This is a genomic window from Aeromonas encheleia (assembly GCF_900637545.1).
In the GTDB taxonomy this organism is placed as follows: domain Bacteria; phylum Pseudomonadota; class Gammaproteobacteria; order Enterobacterales; family Aeromonadaceae; genus Aeromonas; species Aeromonas encheleia.
This window is the reverse complement of the sequence record NZ_LR134376.1, coordinates 22,240-41,838: the sequence shown is the minus strand read 5'-3', so window position 1 is coordinate 41,838 and position 19,599 is coordinate 22,240. Positions and strand designations below refer to the sequence as shown.

15 protein-coding genes and 4 tRNA genes are annotated in these 19,599 nt (G+C 61.3%); 12 read left to right on the top strand and 7 right to left on the bottom strand.

What is annotated here, in order from left to right:
* Positions 1–49: 49 nt before the first annotated feature.
* Both EL255_RS00210 and EL255_RS00205 read right to left on the bottom strand, forming a co-directional pair.
* The gene (locus EL255_RS00210) at positions 50–913 is read right to left on the bottom strand and encodes a sensor domain-containing diguanylate cyclase (protein WP_042651542.1); all 864 of its coding nucleotides are present in this window, start codon (positions 911–913) and stop codon (positions 50–52) included.
* 140 nt (positions 914–1,053) lie between these two features.
* On the bottom strand, positions 1,054–1,767 hold the full coding sequence (locus tag EL255_RS00205) for a 3-deoxy-D-manno-octulosonic acid kinase (RefSeq protein WP_042651607.1): 714 nt from the start codon (positions 1,765–1,767) through the stop codon (positions 1,054–1,056).
* 96 nt (positions 1,768–1,863) lie between these two features.
* Here EL255_RS00205 and EL255_RS00200 point away from each other — a divergent pair, with 96 nt between their 5' ends.
* From EL255_RS00200 to EL255_RS00155, 7 genes are all read left to right on the top strand, one after another.
* On the top strand, positions 1,864–2,919 hold the full coding sequence (locus EL255_RS00200) for a glycosyltransferase family 9 protein (RefSeq protein ID WP_042651608.1): 1,056 nt from the start codon (positions 1,864–1,866) through the stop codon (positions 2,917–2,919).
* Between the two features lie 295 nt (positions 2,920–3,214).
* On the top strand, positions 3,215–3,841 hold the full coding sequence (gene gmk, locus EL255_RS00190) for a guanylate kinase (protein ID WP_042651543.1): 627 nt from the start codon (positions 3,215–3,217) through the stop codon (positions 3,839–3,841).
* A gap of 79 nt (positions 3,842–3,920) precedes the next feature.
* Complete coding sequence (rpoZ, locus tag EL255_RS00185) at positions 3,921–4,196, top strand: DNA-directed RNA polymerase subunit omega (RefSeq protein WP_005307060.1); 276 nt, start codon at positions 3,921–3,923, stop codon at positions 4,194–4,196.
* Positions 4,197–4,324: 128 nt separating this feature from the next.
* A complete protein-coding gene (spoT, locus tag EL255_RS00180) occupies positions 4,325–6,442 on the top strand; it encodes a bifunctional GTP diphosphokinase/guanosine-3',5'-bis pyrophosphate 3'-pyrophosphohydrolase (RefSeq protein WP_042651544.1) in 2,118 nt (705 codons plus the stop codon).
* Between the two features lie 156 nt (positions 6,443–6,598).
* Positions 6,599–7,345 carry a tRNA (guanosine(18)-2'-O)-methyltransferase TrmH gene (trmH, locus tag EL255_RS00170; protein WP_042651545.1) on the top strand — a complete coding sequence of 249 codons (747 nt, stop codon included), beginning with the start codon at positions 6,599–6,601 and terminating at the stop codon, positions 7,343–7,345.
* A complete protein-coding gene (locus EL255_RS00165) occupies positions 7,335–8,375 on the top strand; it encodes an alpha/beta fold hydrolase (RefSeq protein WP_042651546.1) in 1,041 nt (346 codons plus the stop codon). The genes trmH and EL255_RS00165 overlap by 11 nt, the downstream gene beginning before the upstream one ends.
* 357 nt (positions 8,376–8,732) lie before the next feature.
* The gene (locus EL255_RS00155) at positions 8,733–9,545 is read left to right on the top strand and encodes a Cof-type HAD-IIB family hydrolase (protein ID WP_042651609.1); all 813 of its coding nucleotides are present in this window, start codon (positions 8,733–8,735) and stop codon (positions 9,543–9,545) included.
* A gap of 282 nt (positions 9,546–9,827) precedes the next feature.
* Here EL255_RS00155 and EL255_RS00150 read toward each other — a convergent pair whose 3' ends face one another.
* The 5 genes from EL255_RS00150 to EL255_RS00130 all read right to left on the bottom strand — a co-directional run bounded on the left by EL255_RS00150 (position 9,828) and on the right by EL255_RS00130 (position 10,966).
* Entirely contained in the window at positions 9,828–10,349 is a 522-nt protein-coding gene (locus EL255_RS00150; RefSeq protein ID WP_042651547.1) for an RICIN domain-containing protein, read from the bottom strand.
* A gap of 170 nt (positions 10,350–10,519) precedes the next feature.
* Positions 10,520–10,596 (bottom strand) — tRNA-Pro (locus EL255_RS00145).
* Between the two features lie 60 nt (positions 10,597–10,656).
* Positions 10,657–10,742 (bottom strand) — tRNA-Leu (locus EL255_RS00140).
* A 20-nt stretch (positions 10,743–10,762) separates the two neighbouring features.
* A tRNA-His gene (locus tag EL255_RS00135) sits at positions 10,763–10,838 on the bottom strand.
* Positions 10,839–10,889: 51 nt separating this feature from the next.
* Positions 10,890–10,966 (bottom strand) — tRNA-Arg (locus EL255_RS00130).
* 257 nt (positions 10,967–11,223) lie between these two features.
* Between EL255_RS00130 and EL255_RS00125 the strand changes: the two genes are divergently transcribed.
* The 5 genes from EL255_RS00125 to gorA all read left to right on the top strand — a co-directional run bounded on the left by EL255_RS00125 (position 11,224) and on the right by gorA (position 19,572).
* Positions 11,224–11,814 carry a TetR/AcrR family transcriptional regulator gene (locus EL255_RS00125; RefSeq protein ID WP_042651548.1) on the top strand — a complete coding sequence of 197 codons (591 nt, stop codon included), beginning with the start codon at positions 11,224–11,226 and terminating at the stop codon, positions 11,812–11,814.
* Positions 11,811–12,917, top strand: coding sequence for an efflux RND transporter periplasmic adaptor subunit (locus EL255_RS00120; RefSeq protein WP_042651549.1), 1,107 nt, complete (start codon positions 11,811–11,813; stop codon positions 12,915–12,917). Before EL255_RS00125 ends, EL255_RS00120 begins: the two co-directional genes overlap by 4 nt.
* A gap of 15 nt (positions 12,918–12,932) precedes the next feature.
* Complete coding sequence (locus EL255_RS00115; protein WP_042651550.1) at positions 12,933–16,013, top strand: multidrug efflux RND transporter permease subunit; 3,081 nt, start codon at positions 12,933–12,935, stop codon at positions 16,011–16,013.
* A gap of 121 nt (positions 16,014–16,134) precedes the next feature.
* Positions 16,135–18,093: an ATP-binding protein gene (locus tag EL255_RS00110; protein WP_042651551.1), complete on the top strand. Its 1,959-nt coding sequence runs from the start codon at positions 16,135–16,137 to the stop codon at positions 18,091–18,093.
* Between the two features lie 129 nt (positions 18,094–18,222).
* The gene (gene gorA / locus EL255_RS00105; RefSeq protein WP_042651552.1) at positions 18,223–19,572 is read left to right on the top strand and encodes a glutathione-disulfide reductase; all 1,350 of its coding nucleotides are present in this window, start codon (positions 18,223–18,225) and stop codon (positions 19,570–19,572) included.
* The last annotated feature ends 27 nt before the right edge of the window (positions 19,573–19,599 follow it).

Here is a 19,599-nt window from a genome sequence, read left to right as displayed (position 1 = left end):
CCTCTTTGGACCCATCGGTGTCAGCGGGTGAGTGAGCGCTGACTAAAAATCAACCTATAACTGTGTTGTGCTCCCGTCTGGCCTGGCCGTGGCAGGAGGCCAGCCGGGCCAGCAGGTGATCGATCTGCTCGGCGGGCTGGCTCTGCACCAGCCCGATGCTGACGGTCACCGGCCGCTCCGGCAGCAGGCTGGCGTCGGCAATCTCCATCCGCAGCCGCTCGGCGATCTCCAGGCCGCTCAGGCGATCGGTCTGTGACAGCATCAGGATGAAGCCATCCTCGTCCCAGCGGGCGAAGGGATCTTCCCGTCGCAGCTCGTGACGCACTATGCGGGCCAGTTTCGCCAGCATGGCATCGCAGGCCGCCTCGCCAAACAGCTGCAATATCTTGCTGCGGTGATCCACGGTGAACTGCAGCAGGCAGAAGTTGCCACTCTCGCCGGCCAGCCGCTCATCCAGCAGCAGCTCGAAGTGACCGCGGCTCTCCAGGCCGGTGAGCGGATCCGTATCGTGGCGATCGCCCAGCGGGGGTGCCGCCGGATCGAGGTGACGCACCACCCCCAGCAGATGACCCTGCTCGTCGCGGCGCACCCGCTCCTCCAGCCGGACATAATGGCCCTGATGGTGCAGGATGCGGTACTCGAGCCGCAGCCCGTTGCTGTGGCCCGCCTGACAGGCGCGGATGGCCTCCTCCAGCCGGGCGGCATCGTCCGGGTGTACCCGTGCCAGCCAGCCGAGATCGTCCAGCCCGTACTCACCCAGCCCCAACAGTTGCAGGCAGGAGGGATCGCGCCTCAACCCCTGCTCGACCGACCAGGTCCAGATCCCGGCCTCCAGCAGTGCCATGGCCTCCGTCACCAGGGCCACCTCAAGCCGGGCCACGGCCTCTACCCAGGGAGTCTCATACCTTTCCATCACACGCCTCGACACCGGATTTGAATCGCAGCTCAATAAGTAGCATTGGCGCCAGTGCCGAGCAACAGGCTGGGCCCGCTTTTCCCTGATGGCCCGCCACCAACGTCTACACCGAGTGAAAGCCTGTATGCAATTGAGGCTTAACCAGCGTGCCCCTGATAACCTGCCATCAGCGCCTGCCAGTTCTCCGGCACGAAGTGGAAGCTGGTGTGCAGCTGGGACTCTTTGTTGAAGGAGCGCAGCAGCCGCTCCAGGTTCGCCTGCTGCCAGCTGCCGGGGGAGCGGATGGCGCCCTTGTCGAAATCGATCACCCACACCTTGCCATCCTTATCGAGCAGCAGGTTGTGGCTGTTGAGATCGGCGTGATAGACGCCGGCATCGTGCAGCTGGCGTACCGTCTGGCCCACCCGGTGCCACACCTCGCCGGCGATGGCGCCCTGCTTGAGCAGCGCCACCAGATCCTTGGCACCACGGATGCGCTCGATCAGGATATCGGCCCGATAGAAGGGACCCTGCTTGGCCATGCGGGCCGCAAACGGACGCGGCACCGGCAGACCCCGCTCGCTCAGCTGGGCCAGCAGGCGATATTCGGCCATGGCGCGGCTCGTCTCCACCCCTTCGAACCAGAAGCGATCCCGCACCACCTTGCCCACCAGGCCTCCGCGGTAGTAGTGGCGCAGCACCAGATGACGGGACTCATCCTTCACAAACCAGGTCACCCCGCGACCGATGGAGGAGCCCACCACCTGGCGGTGCGTCTGCCACCAGGCCGGGTCGAACAACGCAGGGGAAGGGTCACGAAAGGCCCCTTCGGCATACCAGCAGATCTGGTTATGGGCGGTCTGTGTCAACATCATGAGAATTCCGATCGGTAGATGGGCGCAATTTTACAATCCACAAGGGAGTTTGCATAATGCCATCCATCCATTTTGCCACCATTGCGCCACATCATGCCGTTGTTCCAAACGCCGCCCTCTTCCATCTGCATCCTGCGGCTCTCCGCCATCGGGGATTGCTGCCACGCACTGGCGCTGGTGCGCGTCATTCAGCGGGCATGGCCCGAGACCCGCATCACCTGGATCACCGGGAAAATCGAGGCGACGCTCTTCTCCGATCTGCCCGGGGTGGAGGTCATCGCCTTCGACAAGAGCCAGGGTTGGCGCGGTTATCGCGCGCTGTGGCAGACCCTCAAGGGACGCGAGTTCGATGCCCTGCTCCACCTGCAGGCCGCCCTGCGGGCCAGCATCGCCACCCTCGGCATCAAGGCCAAAGTAAAACTCGGCTTCGATAAGGAACGCGCCAACGACGGTCAGTGGCTGTTCACCAACCACAGGGTGCATTCCCCCGCCTCCCCCCATGTGCTCGACGGCTTCCTCGCCTTCGCCGCAGAGCTGGGCATCCGGGATCTGACCCCGGACTGGCAACTGCCCATCAGCGCCGAGCATCAAGCCTGGGCCCGGGAGAAGATTGGCGGCAAGCCGACCCTGCTGATCTGCGCCGCCGCCAGCAAGGCGTTCAAGAACTGGACCGCCGAAGGCTATGCCGCCCTCGCGGATCACGCCGCCAGCAAGGGCTTTCAGGTCTATCTCTGCGGCGGCCCCGCCAAACTGGAGCGGGATCTGGCCGCCGACATCCAGCGCCTGAGCCAGAGCCAGCCGGTCGATCTGGTGGGGCAGACCAACCTCAAGCAACTGCTGGCGCTGATCGCCGAAGCCAGTCTGGTGCTGGCGCCGGACACAGGCCCCACCCACATGGCCACCCTGGTCGGCACCCCGGTCATCGGCCTCTATGCCCATCACAATCCGGCGCGCACCGGCCCCTATCTATGCCGCGACTATGCGGTCAGCGTCTATCAGGAGCTGATCGAGCAGGAGACCGGCAAGCCCCTGGCCGAGCTGAGCTGGCGTACCCGTCTCAAGGATCCGGACGCCATGAGCAAGATAACGAGCAAGCGGGTCATCGCCACCTTCGATCGGCTCTGCACGGATCGCCAGCTGCCCAACTGAGGGGGAACTCGGAAATTCCGAGCCATGAGGCTGGGATAATCTGATGGCCCTCCCCTCCCGGGCGAGGCAGAATGCGGGCTGTGGGTAACGCTCCCGCAGCAAGCTACGAATACTTTGATCGGCTGGAATATGATTCCGGCCGTTTTTTTATCCGCCGCCATCTGCTAACATTTGCCGCCTTTACATCCCCCTGATTCTGATTTTTCCGTGTTTTGCGAGCGACTGTCTCCCTTCTGGGCACAAGACGGCGGTCTCTGCTACAACCAAAACACTGTCATCGCTTAAAGGTACAGACATGGCGCAACAAGGCACTCTCTACATCATCTCGTCTCCGAGCGGGGCCGGTAAATCCAGCCTGATCAATGCCTTGCTGACCAAACATAACGATGCTGGCAAGATGCAGCTGTCGGTCTCCCACACCACCCGCGCCATGCGTCCCGGTGAAGAGAACGGGGTGCACTACCACTTCGTGCAGGTGGAAACCTTCAAGGAGCTGATCGCCCGCGGTGACTTTCTGGAGTGGGCCGAGGTGTTCGGCAACTACTACGGCACCTCCCGCGCCGCCATCGAAGCCTGTCTGGCCCAGGGCATAGACGTCTTCCTCGACATCGACTGGCAGGGTGCCCGCCAGATCCGCGAGCTGATGCCGACCAAATCCATCTTCATCCTGCCCCCCAGCCGTCAGGAGCTGGAGCAGCGTCTGATCGGGCGCGGCCAGGACAGCGCCGAGGTGATTGCCGGCCGGATGGCGAAAGCCATTGCCGAAATGGTGCACTATGACGAATATGACTATGTCATTATCAACGACGACTTTGAGCAGGCACTGTTCCAGCTCAGGGCCATCATCGAGTGCCAGCGGCTGGAAATGCACCAGCAACAGCGGGCCCAACAAAACTTGCTGCAACAGTTACTGGCAGAATAGGCCGAAAACAAGTAAACTTTTGCGTCATTTTTAAACACCGCTTTTCTAACCATAGAAAGCCTAAACACTGGAGTCCTGCATGGCACGCGTTACTGTAGAAGATGCTGTAAAACAGGTAGGTAACCGTTTTGACCTGGTGCTGGTCGCCGCGCGCCGCGCCCGTCAAATCGCGGTACAAGGTAAAGATCCCCTGGTCGACGAAGAGAACGACAAGCCGACCGTGATCGCCCTGCGCGAGATCGAGCTGGGTCTGGTGAACAATCAAGTGATGGACACCCAGGACCGCTACGAGCAGCAAGAGCAGGAAGCCGCCGAGCTGGCTGCCGTTGCTGCCATCGCCGAAGGCCGCGGTTAAGTAATTCTTCCGGTTGGCACCCGCCCGGGTGCCGACTTCTTCCCATTTACAACCGCTCGAAAACCTCGCAAACTCAGAGGCATACCCTCAATTCCACGGATTGCCGTTTCACCGCTGCGGGGACTGTCTTGTATTTATTTGAAAACCTTAAAGAAATAGCCAGTTCCTACCTGCCATCCGAGCAGGTTGAGAAGCTCAGGCAAGCCTATGTGGTGGCCCGTGATGCCCACCAGGGACAGATGCGTTCCAGCGGCGAGCCCTACATCACCCACCCGGTTGCCGTGGCCCGAATCCTGGGCGACATGCGTCTCGATCATGAAACCCTGATGGCGGCCGTGCTGCACGACGTCATCGAAGATACCCCGGTCACCAAGGACGACCTGGCCGAGCTGTTCGGCAAGGCCGTCGCCGAGCTGGTCTCGGGCGTCTCCAAGCTCGACAAGCTGAAGTTCCGCGATCGCAAGGAAGCCCAGGCCGAGAACTTCCGCAAGATGATGATGGCCATGACCCAGGACATCCGGGTCATCCTGATCAAGCTGGCCGACCGCACCCACAACATGCGCACGCTGGGTTCACTGCGCCCTGACAAGCGCCGCCGCATCGCCCGCGAGACGCTGGAGATCTTCGCCCCCATCGCCAACCGGCTCGGCATCCACACCATGAAGAACGAGCTGGAAGAGCTCGGCTTCGAGGCGCTCTACCCCATGCGCTCCCGGGTGCTGCGGGAATCGGTGCGCCGCGCCCGTGGCAATCGTCGCGAGATCATCGACTCCATCCAGAGCGAGATAGAAGGCCGCCTGCGCGAGGCCGGCATCGACGCCCAGGTCAGCGGCCGCGAGAAGAACCTGTTCTCCATTTACAACAAGATGGAGAAAAAAGAGCTGCAATTTCATGAGGTAATGGATATCTACGCCTTTCGCGTCAGGGTGAAGGACATAGATACCTGTTACCGGGTGCTGGGGCAGATGCACAGCCTCTACAAGCCGCGCCCCGGCCGCTTCAAGGATTACATCTCCATCCCCAAGACCAACGGCTACCAGTCGCTGCACACCTCCCTGGTGGGGCCGCACGGGGTGCCGGTCGAGGTGCAGATCCGCACCGAGTTCATGGATCAGATGGCCGACAAGGGCGTCGCCGCCCACTGGGCCTACAAGCAGGATGGCGACAGCTCGGGCACCACGGCCCAGATCCGCGCCCAGCGCTGGATGCAGAGCCTGCTGGAGTTGCAGCAGAGCGCCGGCAGCTCGTTCGAGTTCATCGAAGGGGTCAAGACCGACCTGTTCCCGGACGAGATCTATGTCTTCACCCCGGAGGGCCGCATCATGGAGCTGCCCGCCGGCGCCACCCCGGTGGACTTCGCCTACACGGTGCACACCGACATCGGCCATGCCTGCGTCGGCGCCCGGGTCGACAGACACCCCTATCCGCTCAGCAGCCCGCTGCACTCGGGTCAGACGGTGGAGATCATCACGGCGCCGGGCGCTCGTCCCAATGCGGCCTGGCTCAACTTCGTGGTGACCACCAAGGCGCGCTCCAAGATCCGCCAGTTCCTCAAGAACCTGCGCACCGAAGAGTCGGTGGTGCTGGGTCGCCGCCTGCTCAACCATGCGCTCGGCGTCAAGAACATCGAAGACATCCCGGAGCCGCGCATCAAGCAGGTGCTGGCCGACACCAAGCACGAGAACCTGCAGGGCCTGCTGGCCGACGTCGGTCTCGGCAACGCCATGAGCGTCATGGTGGCGCGCCGCATGCTGGGGGATGAGCTGCCGCCGGAAGAACAGCCGAAGTCCAGCAGCAAGAAGATGCCGATCAAGGGGGCCGACGGCATGCTGGTCACCTTCGCCAACTGCTGCCGCCCGATCCCGGGGGATGCCATCATCGCTCACCTCAGTCCGGGCAAGGGGCTGGTGATCCACCAGGAGTCCTGCCGCAACATCAAGGGCTACAGCCGCGAACCGGACAAGTACCTGCCGGTACAGTGGGAGGTGGACCAGGAGCAGGAGCAGGAATTCCGCACCGGTATCAGCATCGAGATCATCAACCATCAGGGTGCGCTGGCGGAGCTGGCCAACGTGATTGCCGCCACCGGTGCCAACATCCACGCCATCAGCACCGAAGAGAAGGATGGCCGGGTCTATCTGGTCACCCTGCTCATCACCACCAAGAGCCGCATTCATCTGGCCAACATCATGCGCAAGATCCGCGTGATGCCCAACGTGCTCAGGGTGAGCCGACAGAAGAACTGAACACAGGCGGCGCAAGCCGCCTGCTGCTTTTATAGAGACAACCCATGACTCCCGAACGCTTTAAACGGATCTCCGACATGTTGGCCATGCGCCAGCTCGACCTGACCGTCTGCATGTACGGGAAGAGTGCACAAGCCTCACTGCATAGAAACTGATATGACACCTGAACGCTTCAAACGCATCTCCGACATGCTGGCCATGCGCCAGCTCGACCTGACCGTCTGTATGGAAGAGGTCCACAAGCCTCACAACCTGGCCGCCATAGTGCGCACCGCCGATGCCATCGGCATCCACAGGGTGCATGCGGTCTGGCCCAAGACCTCCATTCATCCCCGCAAGGGCACCGCCCGTGGCAGCCAGAACTGGGTGGATGTGCAGTTGCACCCGGACATAGGCACCGCCGTCGGCGAGCTGAAGGCCGCCGGCATGCAGATCCTGGCGACCCACCTCTCGGACAGCTCGGTGGACTTTCGTGCCATCGACTACACCAGACCCACCGCCATCCTGGTCGGCCAGGAGAAGCACGGCATAGGGGAGGAGGCGCTGGCGCTGGCCGATCACCATATCGTCATCCCCATGGTGGGCATGGTGCAGTCCCTCAACGTCTCGGTGGCCGCCGCCGCCATCCTGTACGAGGCTCAGCGCCAGCGCGAGCTGGCCGGCTGCTACCAGCGCGGTTGCCCGCTCAGCCTGGAGGAGCAGAACAGCATCTTGTTCGAGGGGGGCTATCCCATCTATGCCCAGCTCTGCAAAGAAAAAGAGATGCCCTACCCCCAGCTCGGCCCGGCGGGCGAGATCCTGGCGGACGAGGCCTGGTGGCAACGGATGCAGCTGACCCGCAAGGGCTGGGCCGCACACCAGGAAGACCCTATGGACATGGAGTATCCATCCGATGAAAGTTAACTGCCTGCCGCTGCTGGCCCTGACCCTGTTTTCTGCCGGAGCCCTCGCCGTGAACAACCCCTATCACCTCACCACGGAAGCCGAGGTCCCGGCCCTGTATCAGCAGACCCTGCCCGACTTCTGGCGCGACCATGCGGTCGAAGGGGAGTTCAAGGGCAAGGACGGGATCCCCATCCGCTACGCAGCCCTGCGCCAGGCCAAGGTGGACAGAGCCATCCTCATCGTCAACGGCCGGGTCGAGAGCTACCTCAAGTATCAGGAGCTGGCCTGGGATCTGTGGCGCCAGGGCTACAGCCTCTATCTCATCGATCACCGCGGCCAGGGGCTGTCCGGCCGCATGCTGGCCGACCCGGAGAAGGGCTATGTCGCCGACTTCGACGACTATGTGCTGGATCTGAAGCAGTTCCACGACGAGGTCATAGTCGCGGACCAACCCGCCAAGCTGTTCCTGCTGGCCCACTCCATGGGGGGCGCCATCTCGGCGCGCTATCTGGAACGCTGGCCGGATGACATCAAGGCGGCCGTGCTCTCCTCCCCCATGCTGGGCATCAACCTCGGCGGCCTGCCCAAGTGGCTGGCCCAGGGGCTGGCGGCCACCATGGATACCGTCGGCAGCTGGTGGGGCGAGCCCCCCTATGGCCCGGGCCAGGCCGGCTATGTCTCTCATGAATTTACCGACAATGGCCTGAGCCACAGCGAGCCCCGCTATCAGGCGTTCCGCCAGCTCTATGAGCAGCGTCCGCAGATCAAGTTGGGCGGGGTGACGGCGCACTGGATCCGCGAGGGCATCAAGGCCGGGGATGCCGCCATCGCGGAGGCAGACAGGATCAAGACGCCGCTGCTGCTGATCCAGGCGGGGGAAGACGGCATAGTCGACAACCTGGCCCAGGACAGCTTCTGTGCCCGACTCCAGTGTGAAGGGGGCAAGCCGTTGCGCATCGAAGGGGGCTGGCACGAGCTGTTTATCGAGGCCGATGCCCAGCGCCTGCCCGCACTGACCGCGACCCTGGACTTCTTCGCCCGCTTCTAGGGTCTATTGACATTTCGTCACGACCGCGACGGCGTCAGTTTTTGCGCGTAGCTAGGCGCGAGATGTGAAGTTTGGTCGCCCAAATGAGTCGTCGAGTATCGACGTTACGCACAAAAAATTGACCCGTCCCTGCGGGTTGCACGGCAAATGACGCCATGCGTTGTTGCAGGACTTGCCAAGGGAATGGCCATTGCCAGCGTCCCGCGCCTAGCCTGGTGTCATTTGTCACAGCAACGCGGTTTGTGCCGAAACGCCAACAGACCCTAAGTCTGGTTATTTTTTGGATCCCTAAATAAATGGGGCGACGCAAAACGCTGGGGTACACTGCCCCGGCGTTCAATTGATGCCGAGGTAATGATGTTCAAGGTAGTTGTATCCGATCTCGATGGCACCCTGCTCAACAAGCAGCACCAGATCTCCCCCCGCACCCGTGACACCCTGCACCGTCTGGTCGATCAGGGGATCAAGTTCGTGGTGGCCACCGGCCGTCACCATGTGGATGTGCGCAGCATCCGCGACGCGCTGGGGCTGGACATCTACCTCATCACCTCCAACGGCGCCGTGGTCCATGACAAGCAGGATCGGCTCATCTTCAACCAGACGCTGCCGAGCACAGTCGCGGCCGAGTTGATCGCGCTGGAGCTGGACCCCGACATCCACCTCAACGTCTACTACGGCGACGAGTGGCTGGTGGAAGAAGAGATGCCCAAGATGCTGCAGTTCCATGAAGAGTCCGGCTTCGCCTACCGCCTGGTCGACTTCAGCACTCACCCGACGGACAAGATCAACAAGGTGTTCTACATCGGCGAGCACGAGCAGCTGCTGCAGATCGAGGCCAAGCTCAACCAGCATTATGGTGATCGACTCAACGTCACCTTCTCCCTGCCGGATTGCCTGGAAGTGATGCACGCCGGGGTGCACAAGGGCAACGCCGTGCGTGCCGTGCTGGAGCAGAACGGGCTGGAGATGTCCCAGGCGATCGCCTTCGGGGATGGCATGAATGACTTCGAGATGCTGAGCATGGTGGGACGCGGTGTGGTGATGGGCAACGCCCACGATCGCCTCAAGCTGGCCCTGCCGGACCACGAGCAGACCCTGACTGCCGATGAAGATGGCGTTGCCGTCTACCTGGAGCAGCTGTTCGCCCTCAGTACCGTCGGCACCGCCTGATAGCCCCTCTCCTGGCGATCCCTCAGGTCGCCATGACCATAAGGCCATCGTTTTAACGGCAGGCACTCATCGCCTGAAACGGTGGTCGCACTCCTTTGATCTAAACACTGCGCCGGGCGGATCAACTGCAAGGCATCCAGGCCCTGCTGATAAGCCGGCTGGACGCGCTGGAGGGTGGGCCATGAGGATATCTGCCGTCTGGTGCCCCTGTCCGGCATTCAGAGTCAGCCCCAAGCCGTCGCCGCCACACTGAGCGGCGCCTTCACAAACCGGTGACCGATCTTACCAGGCGAGATTTTCCAGGCTCAGAAGATCCAGCATGCTGCCGGTACGCTTCCACTCGAAGCTCTGATTGGCACCGCCAAAACACTCGGCCAGCCGCAGCGGCACCGCGGGCTTGTGGCGGCTGCCGGCCACATCCAGACACAGGGAGGCCTGCCGATTGAACAGCCGATCGTCCTGCCACTGCCATTGACGGCTGCCATCCTGGCAGTCCCCCATGGCGAGCTCATCAGCGCCGTTGGCGATCAGGCAACGCTGGGCCAGCTGCAGGGCCCCCACATCCCAGCTGAACTGCTGGCTTGGGCTCTGATCGCAGGGCTGGGTCAGCAGCGTCCCCTGCTCGCTCAGGGTCACGCAGAATCCGCCGCTGGTCACGATCGTGGTCGGCGCTGCCGCCATGGACGACTTGGGCGCGGCGGCCATCAGGAGATCCTTCGGCTTGGGTTGCAACGCACAACCGCCGAGCAGCAGAGCCGCCAGGGCGAGCACGCAGGTGTGAAGGGTAAAGGTATGGTGATGCATATCGCCTGTGCCTGGATGTGTTCGAGAATGTCCACTGTCTCGTGGCTCTGGCGCCCAGCATAACGGACTCGAGACGAGCAGGCGCCAACAGAAATGTAATAAGACGTGACAGGACGCTGGCAGGCAAGGCTGAAAAGCAAAAACCCCGCCGAAGCGGGGTTTTCATAATGTGGTCGGTGATAAAGGATTCGAACCTTTGACCCTCTGGTCCCAAACCAGATGCGCTACCGGGCTGCGCTAATCACCGATGGGGTACTTCTTAAAACACAAAGACGACCAGACGGTCATCCTCGTCATACAGCAAGTATGGTGCGAAGAGAGGGACTCGAACCCTCACACCCGGGGGGCACTAACACCTGAAGCTAGCGCGTCTACCAATTCCGCCACCTTCGCATACCTAACAAGCTGTAAAATGGGGTGGCTGATGGGGCTCGAACCCACGACAACCGGAATCACAATCCGGGACTCTACCAACTGAGCTACAGCCACCACAGCTGTTTTCGTTCCACAATAACGCCCGTTTAACCGGCACACTTATGATGGTGCGCCCGACAGGATTCGAACCTGTGACCTCTGCCTCCGGAGGGCAGCGCTCTATCCAGCTGAGCTACGGGCGCTACGCTGTCGAACGGGGCGGATTATTAATGATGGCGCCCACCTTGTCTACTCTTTTTTTATTGCGATGAATCAAGCGCTTGTTTTTCAATCACTTCGTACAGTTTTATGCCACTTCTCGCCGTCTGGGACCGAAATGGCATCCCTCTGTTACGGTTCTGTACCCTTTGTGGGGGGGAAACGGGTTCAGTCACTTGACTTGCCTTCTTCCCTACCTAGAATGAATGAACGTTCATTCAGCCGATATAGCCACAGGGTCATGAATAAGAAAGAGCGCATCTTCGATGCGGCCTACGAGGTGCTCGGCGAGCAGGGCTTCTATGGCCTGTCCATCGCCGTGGTCGCCAAGAAAGCCAGGGTGGCAGCAGGCACTATCTACCGTTACTTCAGTGACAAGGATGACCTGATCCGCCAGCTATATCAGCACACCATCCTCAAGTGTCATCCCCGGATCATGGAGGGGGTGCAGATTGAGGAAGTGTCATATCGGCAGTATCGGCGCCTGTGGCTCAACATCAATGCCATTTTTGCCAATGAACCCAATGCACTCAAATGCAAATTACAGTACGAAAGTTCTCCATTGGGGGCTGAACTGGAACGGAATCCGGTCATAATGGCGACGTGGGCGCCACTTGAGCGCTTCTTCGAACAGGGACGCCAACAAGGATTGTTTATCGATTTACCCGTCCGGGCGCTGCAGGTGCTGAGCCTGGACTGTGTGGCAAACATGGCTCTACAACGCCAGTTCCATCCCTTTGTATTGACGCAGGAACAGCTGGAGACAGTGGTCAAGGCCAGCTGGAATGCCATTTTAAACCCTAATTTTTCCATCACAGGAGCCTGTTCATGAAAAAGTGGATGGCCATCATGTTGCTGATAGCACTCGCCCTGTTTGGCAGTGTCATCGGTTTCAATATGTTCAAGCAGAAGAAGATTGCCGAGTTCATGGCCAACCGACCCGAGCCCGAATTCCCGGTGACCGCCATGGTGACCAAGGCGCAGGATTGGATACCCACCATAGAAGCGATCGGTTTCATCGAGCCTTATCAAGGGGTCACCCTCTCCAGCGAGCTGGCGGGCACCATCGACAAGATCAGCTTCGAATCCGGCGCCCAGGTCAAGGCGGATCAGCTGCTGCTGAGCCTGGACTCCGGCGTGGAGAAAGCCAATCTGCAATCTTCACAAGCCAAGTTGCCGGCAGCCCGGGCCAAGTTCGAGCGCTACCAGAACCTGTACCAGAAGAACTCCATCTCCCGGGATCAACTGGACGATGCCGAGGCCAGCTACCGCTCGCTGGAAGCCGACATCGAGAGCCTGAAGGCCACCATCACCCGTCGTGAGCTCCGTGCCCCCTTCGGTGGTGTCGTGGGCCTGCGCAACGTCTTCCTCGGTCAGTATCTGGAGCCAGGTTCCGAGATAGTGCGACTGGAAGACACCAGCGTGATGCGTCTGCGCTTCACCGTGCCCCAGACCGACATCTCCAAGATTTCCCTCGGCCAGGTCATCAAGATCAACGTGGATGCCTATCCCCAGGCCCAGTTTGACGGTCAGATCACCGCCATCGAGCCGGCGGTCAACTACCAGAGCGGCCTGATCCAGGTGCAGGCAGACATCCCGAACAACGAGGGTCAGCTTCGCTCCGGCATGTTCGCCCGTGCCAGCATCATCCTGCCCACGGTGAAAGATCAGATAGTGATCCCGCAATCCGCCATCTCCTTCACCCTGTATGGCGAGAACGTCTATGTCATTCACGCAGCAGACGGTGCGAAACGCGCCAAGCAGGTGGTGATCAAGGCGGGTGAGCGTCGCGGCAATGACGTCCATGTGTTGTCAGGCATCAAGGCTGGCGACGAAATCGTGCTGTCGGGTCAGGTTCGCCTGAGCAACGATACCAAGGTGCGCGTGGTCGACAACGATGCCCTTGCCGTTCCGGCACAAACCCCGATGCTGTAAGCGCGGAGATCTGCGATGCGATTTACTGACACATTTATAAAAAGGCCCGTGCTGGCGATCTCGCTCAGCTTCCTGATTGCCCTGCTGGGCTTCCAGGCCATCTTCAAGATGCAGGTGCGGGAATATCCTGAGGTGATCAACACCGTGATCACGGTCAGCACCAGCTACTACGGTGCCAGTGCCGATCTGATCCAGGGCTTCATCACCCAGCCGCTGGAGCAGGCGGTCGCGCAAGCCGACAACATCGACTTCATGACCTCCTCCAGCCAGCTGGGCAGCTCCACCGTGACGGCTTACATGAAGCTGAACACCGACCCCAACGCCGCCTTGTCCGACATCCTGGCCAAGGTCAACTCGGTGCGCTCCCAGCTGCCGAAAGAGGCGGAAGACCCCTCGGTCACCTCCTCCACCGGCTCCACCACGGCGGTGCTCTACATGGGCTTCACCAGCCCTGAGCTGAACTCCAGCCAGATCACCGACTACCTGGAGCGGGTCATCAAGCCCCAGCTGTTCACCGTCGGCGGTGTCTCCAAGATCGATCTCTACGGCGGGGTCGAGTTTGCCCTGCGGGTATGGCTGGATCCGGCCAAGATGGCGGCCTTCGACCTGACCTCCAGCGACGTGATGACGGTGCTCAACAGCAACAACTATCAGTCGGCCACCGGTCAGGCGACCGGTTATTTCACCCTGTTCAACGGCAACGCCGAGACTCAGGTCAGCGGCACCGACGAGCTCAAGCGTCTGGTGGTGGCGACCCGCGACAGCAAGGTGATCCGTCTCTCCGACATCGCCAAGGTGTCGCTGGAGAAGAGTCACGACATCTATCGCGCCAGCGCCAACGGCCGCGAGGCCGTGGTACTTGCCATCAACGCGGCGCCGACCGCCAACCCCATCAACATCGCCCACGATGTGCTGGAGCTGCTGCCGAGCCTGAAGAGCAACATGCCGAGCACCATGCAGGTCAACATCCTGTATGACTCCACCATCGCCATCAACGAGTCCATCCACGAGGTAATCAAGACCATACTGGAGGCAGCCGCCATCGTACTGGTGGTGATCACCCTGTTCCTCGGCTCGTTCCGGGCCGTCATCATCCCCATCATCACCATCCCGCTGAGCCTGATCGGCGTGGTGATGATGATGGATCTGTTCGGCTTCTCGATAAACCTGATGACCTTGCTGGCCATGGTGCTGGCGATCGGTCTGGTGGTGGATGACGCCATAGTGGTGCTGGAGAACGTCGACCGCCACATCAAGGAGGGGGAAGAACCGTTCAGGGCCGCCATCATCGGTACCCGGGAGATCGCCGTGCCGGTCATCGCCATGACGGTGACCCTGGCCGCGGTGTACGCGCCTATCGCCCTGATGGGGGGCATCACCGGCTCCCTGTTCAAGGAGTTCGCGCTCACCCTGGCGGGGGCGGTGTTCGTCTCCGGCATCATAGCCCTGACCCTGTCGCCCATGATGTGCTCCAAGATGCTCAAGGCCAACGAGACGCCGAACAAGTTCGAGAGCACTGTGCATCACCTGCTGGATCGGATGACGGACCGCTACGATCGCATGCTGCATGCGGTCATGCAGCACCGCATCGTGGTCATACTGTTCGCCGTCATCGTGTTCGGCAGCCTGCCGCTGCTGTTCAAGTTCATCCCGAGCGAGCTGGCCCCGTCCGAGGATAAGGGCGTTATGGCCGTGCTGGGGACGGCGCCGTCCAATGCCAACCTGGACTACATCGAGAACACCATGCAGGACGTGAACAAGATCCTGGATGACCAGCCGGAAATTGCCTACTCCCAGGTCTTCTCCGGGGTGTTCAACGCCAACCAGGCCTTCGGCATCGCCTCCATGGTGCCCTGGAGCCAGCGTGAGGCAAGCCAGAAAGAGGTGCTGGATAGGGTCGCCGGTCTGGTGAAGGACATCCCAGGGATGGCCATCACCACCTTCCAGTTCCCCGAGCTGCCGGGTGCCTCGAGCGGTCTGCCCATCCAGTTCGTCATCACCACCCCGAACAGCTTCGAGAGCCTGTTCCTGATCGCGGGTGAGATGCTGGCGGCCACCCACGCCAATGGCCAGTTCGTCTATTCGGATCTCGATCTGAACTACGACTCGGCCACCATGAAGATCAAGATCGACAAGGACAAGGCGGGTGCCTACGGCATCACCATGCAGGACATAGGCACCACCATGGGCACCATGATGGCGGATGGCTACGTCAACCGCATCGATCTGGATGGCCGCTCCTACGAGGTGATCCCGCAGGTTGAGCGCAAGTTCCGCCTGAACCCTGAGTCCATGAAGGGTTACTACGTGCGCGCCGCCGATGGCAAGTCGATCCCGCTCGGCAGCCTGATCAGCATCGAAGTGGTGGGTGAGCCCCGTGCCCTGCCCCACTTCAACCAGCTGAACTCGGCCACCATAGGTGCCGTACCGGCACCGGGTGTGGCCATGGGTGATGCGATCAACTGGTTCAAGACCACCGCCGAAGAGAAGCTGCCGCAAGGTTATCGCTACGACTTCATGGGGGAGGCTCGCCAGTTCGTGACCGAAGGCAACGCGCTCTACGCCACCTTCGCCCTGGCCCTTGCCATCATCTTCCTGGTGCTGGCGATCCAGTTCGAATCCGTGCGTGACCCCCTGGTGATCATGGTGTCGGTCCCGCTCGCCATCAGCGGCGCCCTGATCGCGCTGGCCTGGGGACTGGCCACCATGAACATCTACTCACAGGTCGGTCTCATCACCTTGGTGGGTCTGATCACCAAGCACGGCATCTTGATCTGTGAGGTGGCGAAGGAAGAACAGCTGCTGCACGGCATGAACCGGACACAGGCCGTGATGCAGGCCGCCAAGGTGCGACTGCGCCCGATCCTGATGACCACCGCGGCCATGATTGCGGGCCTCATCCCGCTGCTCTACGCCGCCGGCGCCGGCGCTGCCCAGCGCTTCAGCATCGGCATAGTGATAGTGGCCGGTCTGGCCATCGGCACCCTGTTCACCCTGTTCGTGCTGCCGGTGATCTACACCTATCTGGCCTCCGAACACAAACCGCTGCCGGAATTTGATGAATCCATTCCGTCCAAGGCGAAAGGGAGTCATTAAGGCTCAGCCAGCATGCATAAGGCCCCGCAAGGGGCCTTATTTTTATCCGTTTGATGACGCACGACATAAGTCTATGAAGCAGTTAAACTAAACGGCACTTTCTCCGGACCGCAAGGATGCCATGTCAGGGATCTTCTCCAAGGCCGTCGGCCGCAACGGGCTCTCTTACCGCCTGCTCTCCTACATTCTGATCTGCAGCACAGCGCTGGCGTTCATCATCACTGTGTTGCAGCTCGCCTGGGACTACAACAAGGATGTGACCGTCATCGAGGACAGCATCGACCAGATCGAAGCCTCCTTCCTGCAACCCATCTCCGCCAGCCTGTGGAACCTGGATGAGGAGCAGGTCAAGGTCCAGATCGAAGGCATCATGAACCTGCCCAACATGCAGTTCGTGATGGTCAAGGAGATGCTGGGCAACTCCGAGGTGCCGCTGCTGACCCAGGGGGTGGAGAAGGACCAATACGACATCTCCCGCGAGTTCAGCCTCACCTATCAGGGGGAAGTGGTCGGCAAGCTGTTCGTCGCCGCCTCGCTGGAGCAGATCTACCAGCGCCTGATCGAGAAATCCGTGCTGATCATGGTCAGCCAGACCATCAAGACCCTGGTCGTCTCTTTCTGCATCCTGATCATCATCTACTACCTGGTGATCCGTCATATCAACCGCATCGTCAGCTACGCCCAGAAACTGAGCCTGGATCGGCTGGCGGTGGAGCTGACCCTGGAAGGGCGCAGCCTGCCCCGCAAGAACCCCGACGAATTCGACTCCCTCGCCGCCACCCTCAACCAGATGCGCACCCGCCTGAACGATGAGTTCACGGCCCGCCATCAGGCGGTCGAGCAGCTGCAGCAGGAGCGGGACTTCTCCGCCACCCTGATCAACTCGGCCAACATGGTCATCTGCTGCATGGAGCCGGATCTCAACATCGCCAGCATCAATCCGGCGGCCATCCTGCTCACCGGCTATCACCATCAGGAGATACTGCAACACAACTGGCTGGATCTATTCGTCAGCAAGGAGCAGCGGGCGGAACTGGCAGAGATCCTGGCCAACCAGGGCTCCCTCGAAGACCGGGAGATCGTCATGCACGATCAGCAGGACCACGAGCTCGTCCTGCAGTGGACCTTCGCCCCCTTCTACGAAGGCCCCAACCTCAAGTATTTGATTGGCTTCGGTTATGACATCACCCGCCTCAAGAAGGTGGAGCGGGAGATCATCTCGCTCAACGAACAGCTGGAGGGCAAGGTGGTGGAGCGTACCCGCAGCCTGAGCGACGCCAACGATCAGCTGGGCAAGGCCTATGACGAGCTGAAGCGGGCCCAGCAGACCCTAGTGGAATCGGAGAAGATGGCCTCGCTGGGATCGCTGGTCGCGGGGGTCGCCCACGAGATCAACACCCCCATCGGCATCAGCGTCACCGCCTCCTCCTACCTGCAGGAGCGGGTGGCCGACTTCAAGCAGCACATCGAGGCCAAGCAGCTCTCGCGCTCCTACCTGACCGAGTTCACGGTCAACCTGGATGAATCCATGCAGCTGCTGCAGGGCAACCTGAGACGCGCCTCCGAGCTCATCGCCAGCTTCAAGCAGGTGGCGGTCGACCAGTCCTCCGAGGCGCGCTACAACTTCAGCCTGGCCGACAACCTGCACCAGGTGGTGGTCTCCCTCGGCCACAAGCTGAAGAAGGCCCAGTGCGAGGTCGACATCCAGTGCGATCCCAAGCTGACCATCTACTCCTTCCCCGGCAGCTTCACCCAGATCTATTCCAATCTCATCCTCAACTCCATCCACCACGGTTTCGATGACTGGGACAGGCCGAAGAAGATCACCATCAGGGTGGAGCAGCGGGAGGACGAGCTGACCATAGACTACAGCGACAATGGCCGCGGCATCCCGCCCGAGATACTGCCGCGCATCTTCGATCCCTTCGTCACCTCCAAGCGGGGTCAGGGGGGCAGCGGCCTCGGCACCCACATCATCTACAACCTGGTGGTGCAGCTGCTGCGCGGCCGCATCCACTGCGCCAGCGAGCTGGGCCAGGGAGCCCACTTCCATATCCGCCTGCCCGTCCAGCATCACTGATGCCGAGGGGCTGTCGAGGTGTAGGCGCCAGCCACTGAAACCTCGATAGACCCTACCTGGCTCTTGTGAGCCAGCCGCTTTATCCCCATCATGCTGTGATTGCATTCTTAACGAGCGGAGAACCTCGCAATGGCACAGCATTTTGACTATATCGCCATCGGCGGCGGCAGCGGCGGCATCGCCTCGGCCAACCGGGCAGCCATGTATGGCAAGAGAGTCGCCCTGATCGAAGCCAAGGCATTGGGGGGTACCTGCGTCAACGTCGGTTGTGTGCCCAAGAAGGCCATGTGGTATGCCGGCCAGATCGCCGATGCCCTGAGATACGGCGCCGACTACGGCTTCGACACCACCCTCAACCACTTCAGCTGGGCCAAGCTGGTCGAATCCCGCCAGGCCTATATCAGCCGCATCCACCAGTCCTATGAGAATGTGCTGGGCAAGAACCAGATCACCGTCATCAAGGGCTTCGCGCGCTTCGTCAACAGCAACACTGTCGAGGTGGATGGCGAGCACTACAGCGCCGACCACATACTGATCGCCACCGGCGGTCATCCCGAGGTGCCCACCATTCCCGGTGCAGAGCTGGGCATAGATTCCGATGGGTTCTTCGCGCTGCAGGCACAACCCAAGCGGGTGGCCGTGGTGGGTGCCGGCTACATCGCCGTCGAGATCGCCGGCGTGATGCAGGCGCTCGGTAGCGAAACCCACCTGGTGGTGCGCAAGCAGGCGCCGCTGCGCAACTTCGACCCCATGATCCAGGAGACGCTGGTGGAGATCATGGCGCAGGAAGGGCCCAAGCTGCACACCCACGCCATCCCCAAGGCGGTGATCAAGAACGCCGATGACAGCCTGACCCTGCAGCTGGAAGATGGCCGCCACCTCACCGTCGACTGCCTGATCTGGGCCATTGGCCGGGCACCGGCGACCGACAACCTGAACCTGGCGGCCACCGGCATAGCGCTCGATGCCAAGGGTTATATCCCGACCGACAAGTTCCAGAACACCTCGGTGGCCAATCTCTATGCGGTGGGTGACAACACAGGTCGCATCCAGCTCACGCCGGTCGCCGTCGCCGCCGGCCGTCGCCTCTCAGAGCGGCTGTTCAACAACAAGCCCAGCGAGCACCTCAACTACGATCTGGTGCCGACCGTGGTGTTCAGTCACCCGCCCATCGGCACCATAGGCCTGACCGAGCCGGAGGCCATCGCCGAGTATGGCGAGGGCCAGGTCAAGGTCTACCGCAGCCAGTTCACCGCCATGTATTCGGCGCTGACCCAGCACCGCCAGCCCACCCGCATGAAGCTGGTCTGTGTCGGGCCGGAAGAGAAAGTGGTCGGCCTGCACGGCATCGGCTTCGCCATGGACGAGATACTGCAGGGCTTTGGCGTGGCCATGAAGATGGGGGCCACCAAGGCGGACTTCGACAACTGCGTGGCCATTCATCCCACCAGCGCGGAAGAGTTCGTGACCATGCGCTAGCGGCACCCCACCCTCAAAAAACCCGGC

Coding starts and splice junctions, on each gene's coding strand:
- EL255_RS00210 (WP_042651542.1), bottom strand. CDS start 913: ATGGAAAGGTATGAGACTCCCTGGGTAGAGGCCGTGGCCCGGCTTGAG.
- EL255_RS00205 (WP_042651607.1), bottom strand. CDS start 1,767: ATGTTGACACAGACCGCCCATAACCAGATCTGCTGGTATGCCGAAGGG.
- EL255_RS00200 (WP_042651608.1), top strand. CDS start 1,864: ATGCCGTTGTTCCAAACGCCGCCCTCTTCCATCTGCATCCTGCGGCTC.
- gmk (WP_042651543.1), top strand. CDS start 3,215: ATGGCGCAACAAGGCACTCTCTACATCATCTCGTCTCCGAGCGGGGCC.
- rpoZ (WP_005307060.1), top strand. CDS start 3,921: ATGGCACGCGTTACTGTAGAAGATGCTGTAAAACAGGTAGGTAACCGT.
- trmH (WP_042651545.1), top strand. CDS start 6,599: ATGACACCTGAACGCTTCAAACGCATCTCCGACATGCTGGCCATGCGC.
- EL255_RS00165 (WP_042651546.1), top strand. CDS start 7,335: ATGAAAGTTAACTGCCTGCCGCTGCTGGCCCTGACCCTGTTTTCTGCC.
- EL255_RS00155 (WP_042651609.1), top strand. CDS start 8,733: ATGTTCAAGGTAGTTGTATCCGATCTCGATGGCACCCTGCTCAACAAG.
- EL255_RS00150 (WP_042651547.1), bottom strand. CDS start 10,349: ATGCATCACCATACCTTTACCCTTCACACCTGCGTGCTCGCCCTGGCG.
- EL255_RS00125 (WP_042651548.1), top strand. CDS start 11,224: ATGAATAAGAAAGAGCGCATCTTCGATGCGGCCTACGAGGTGCTCGGC.
- EL255_RS00120 (WP_042651549.1), top strand. CDS start 11,811: ATGAAAAAGTGGATGGCCATCATGTTGCTGATAGCACTCGCCCTGTTT.
- EL255_RS00115 (WP_042651550.1), top strand. CDS start 12,933: ATGCGATTTACTGACACATTTATAAAAAGGCCCGTGCTGGCGATCTCG.
- EL255_RS00110 (WP_042651551.1), top strand. CDS start 16,135: ATGTCAGGGATCTTCTCCAAGGCCGTCGGCCGCAACGGGCTCTCTTAC.
- gorA (WP_042651552.1), top strand. CDS start 18,223: ATGGCACAGCATTTTGACTATATCGCCATCGGCGGCGGCAGCGGCGGC.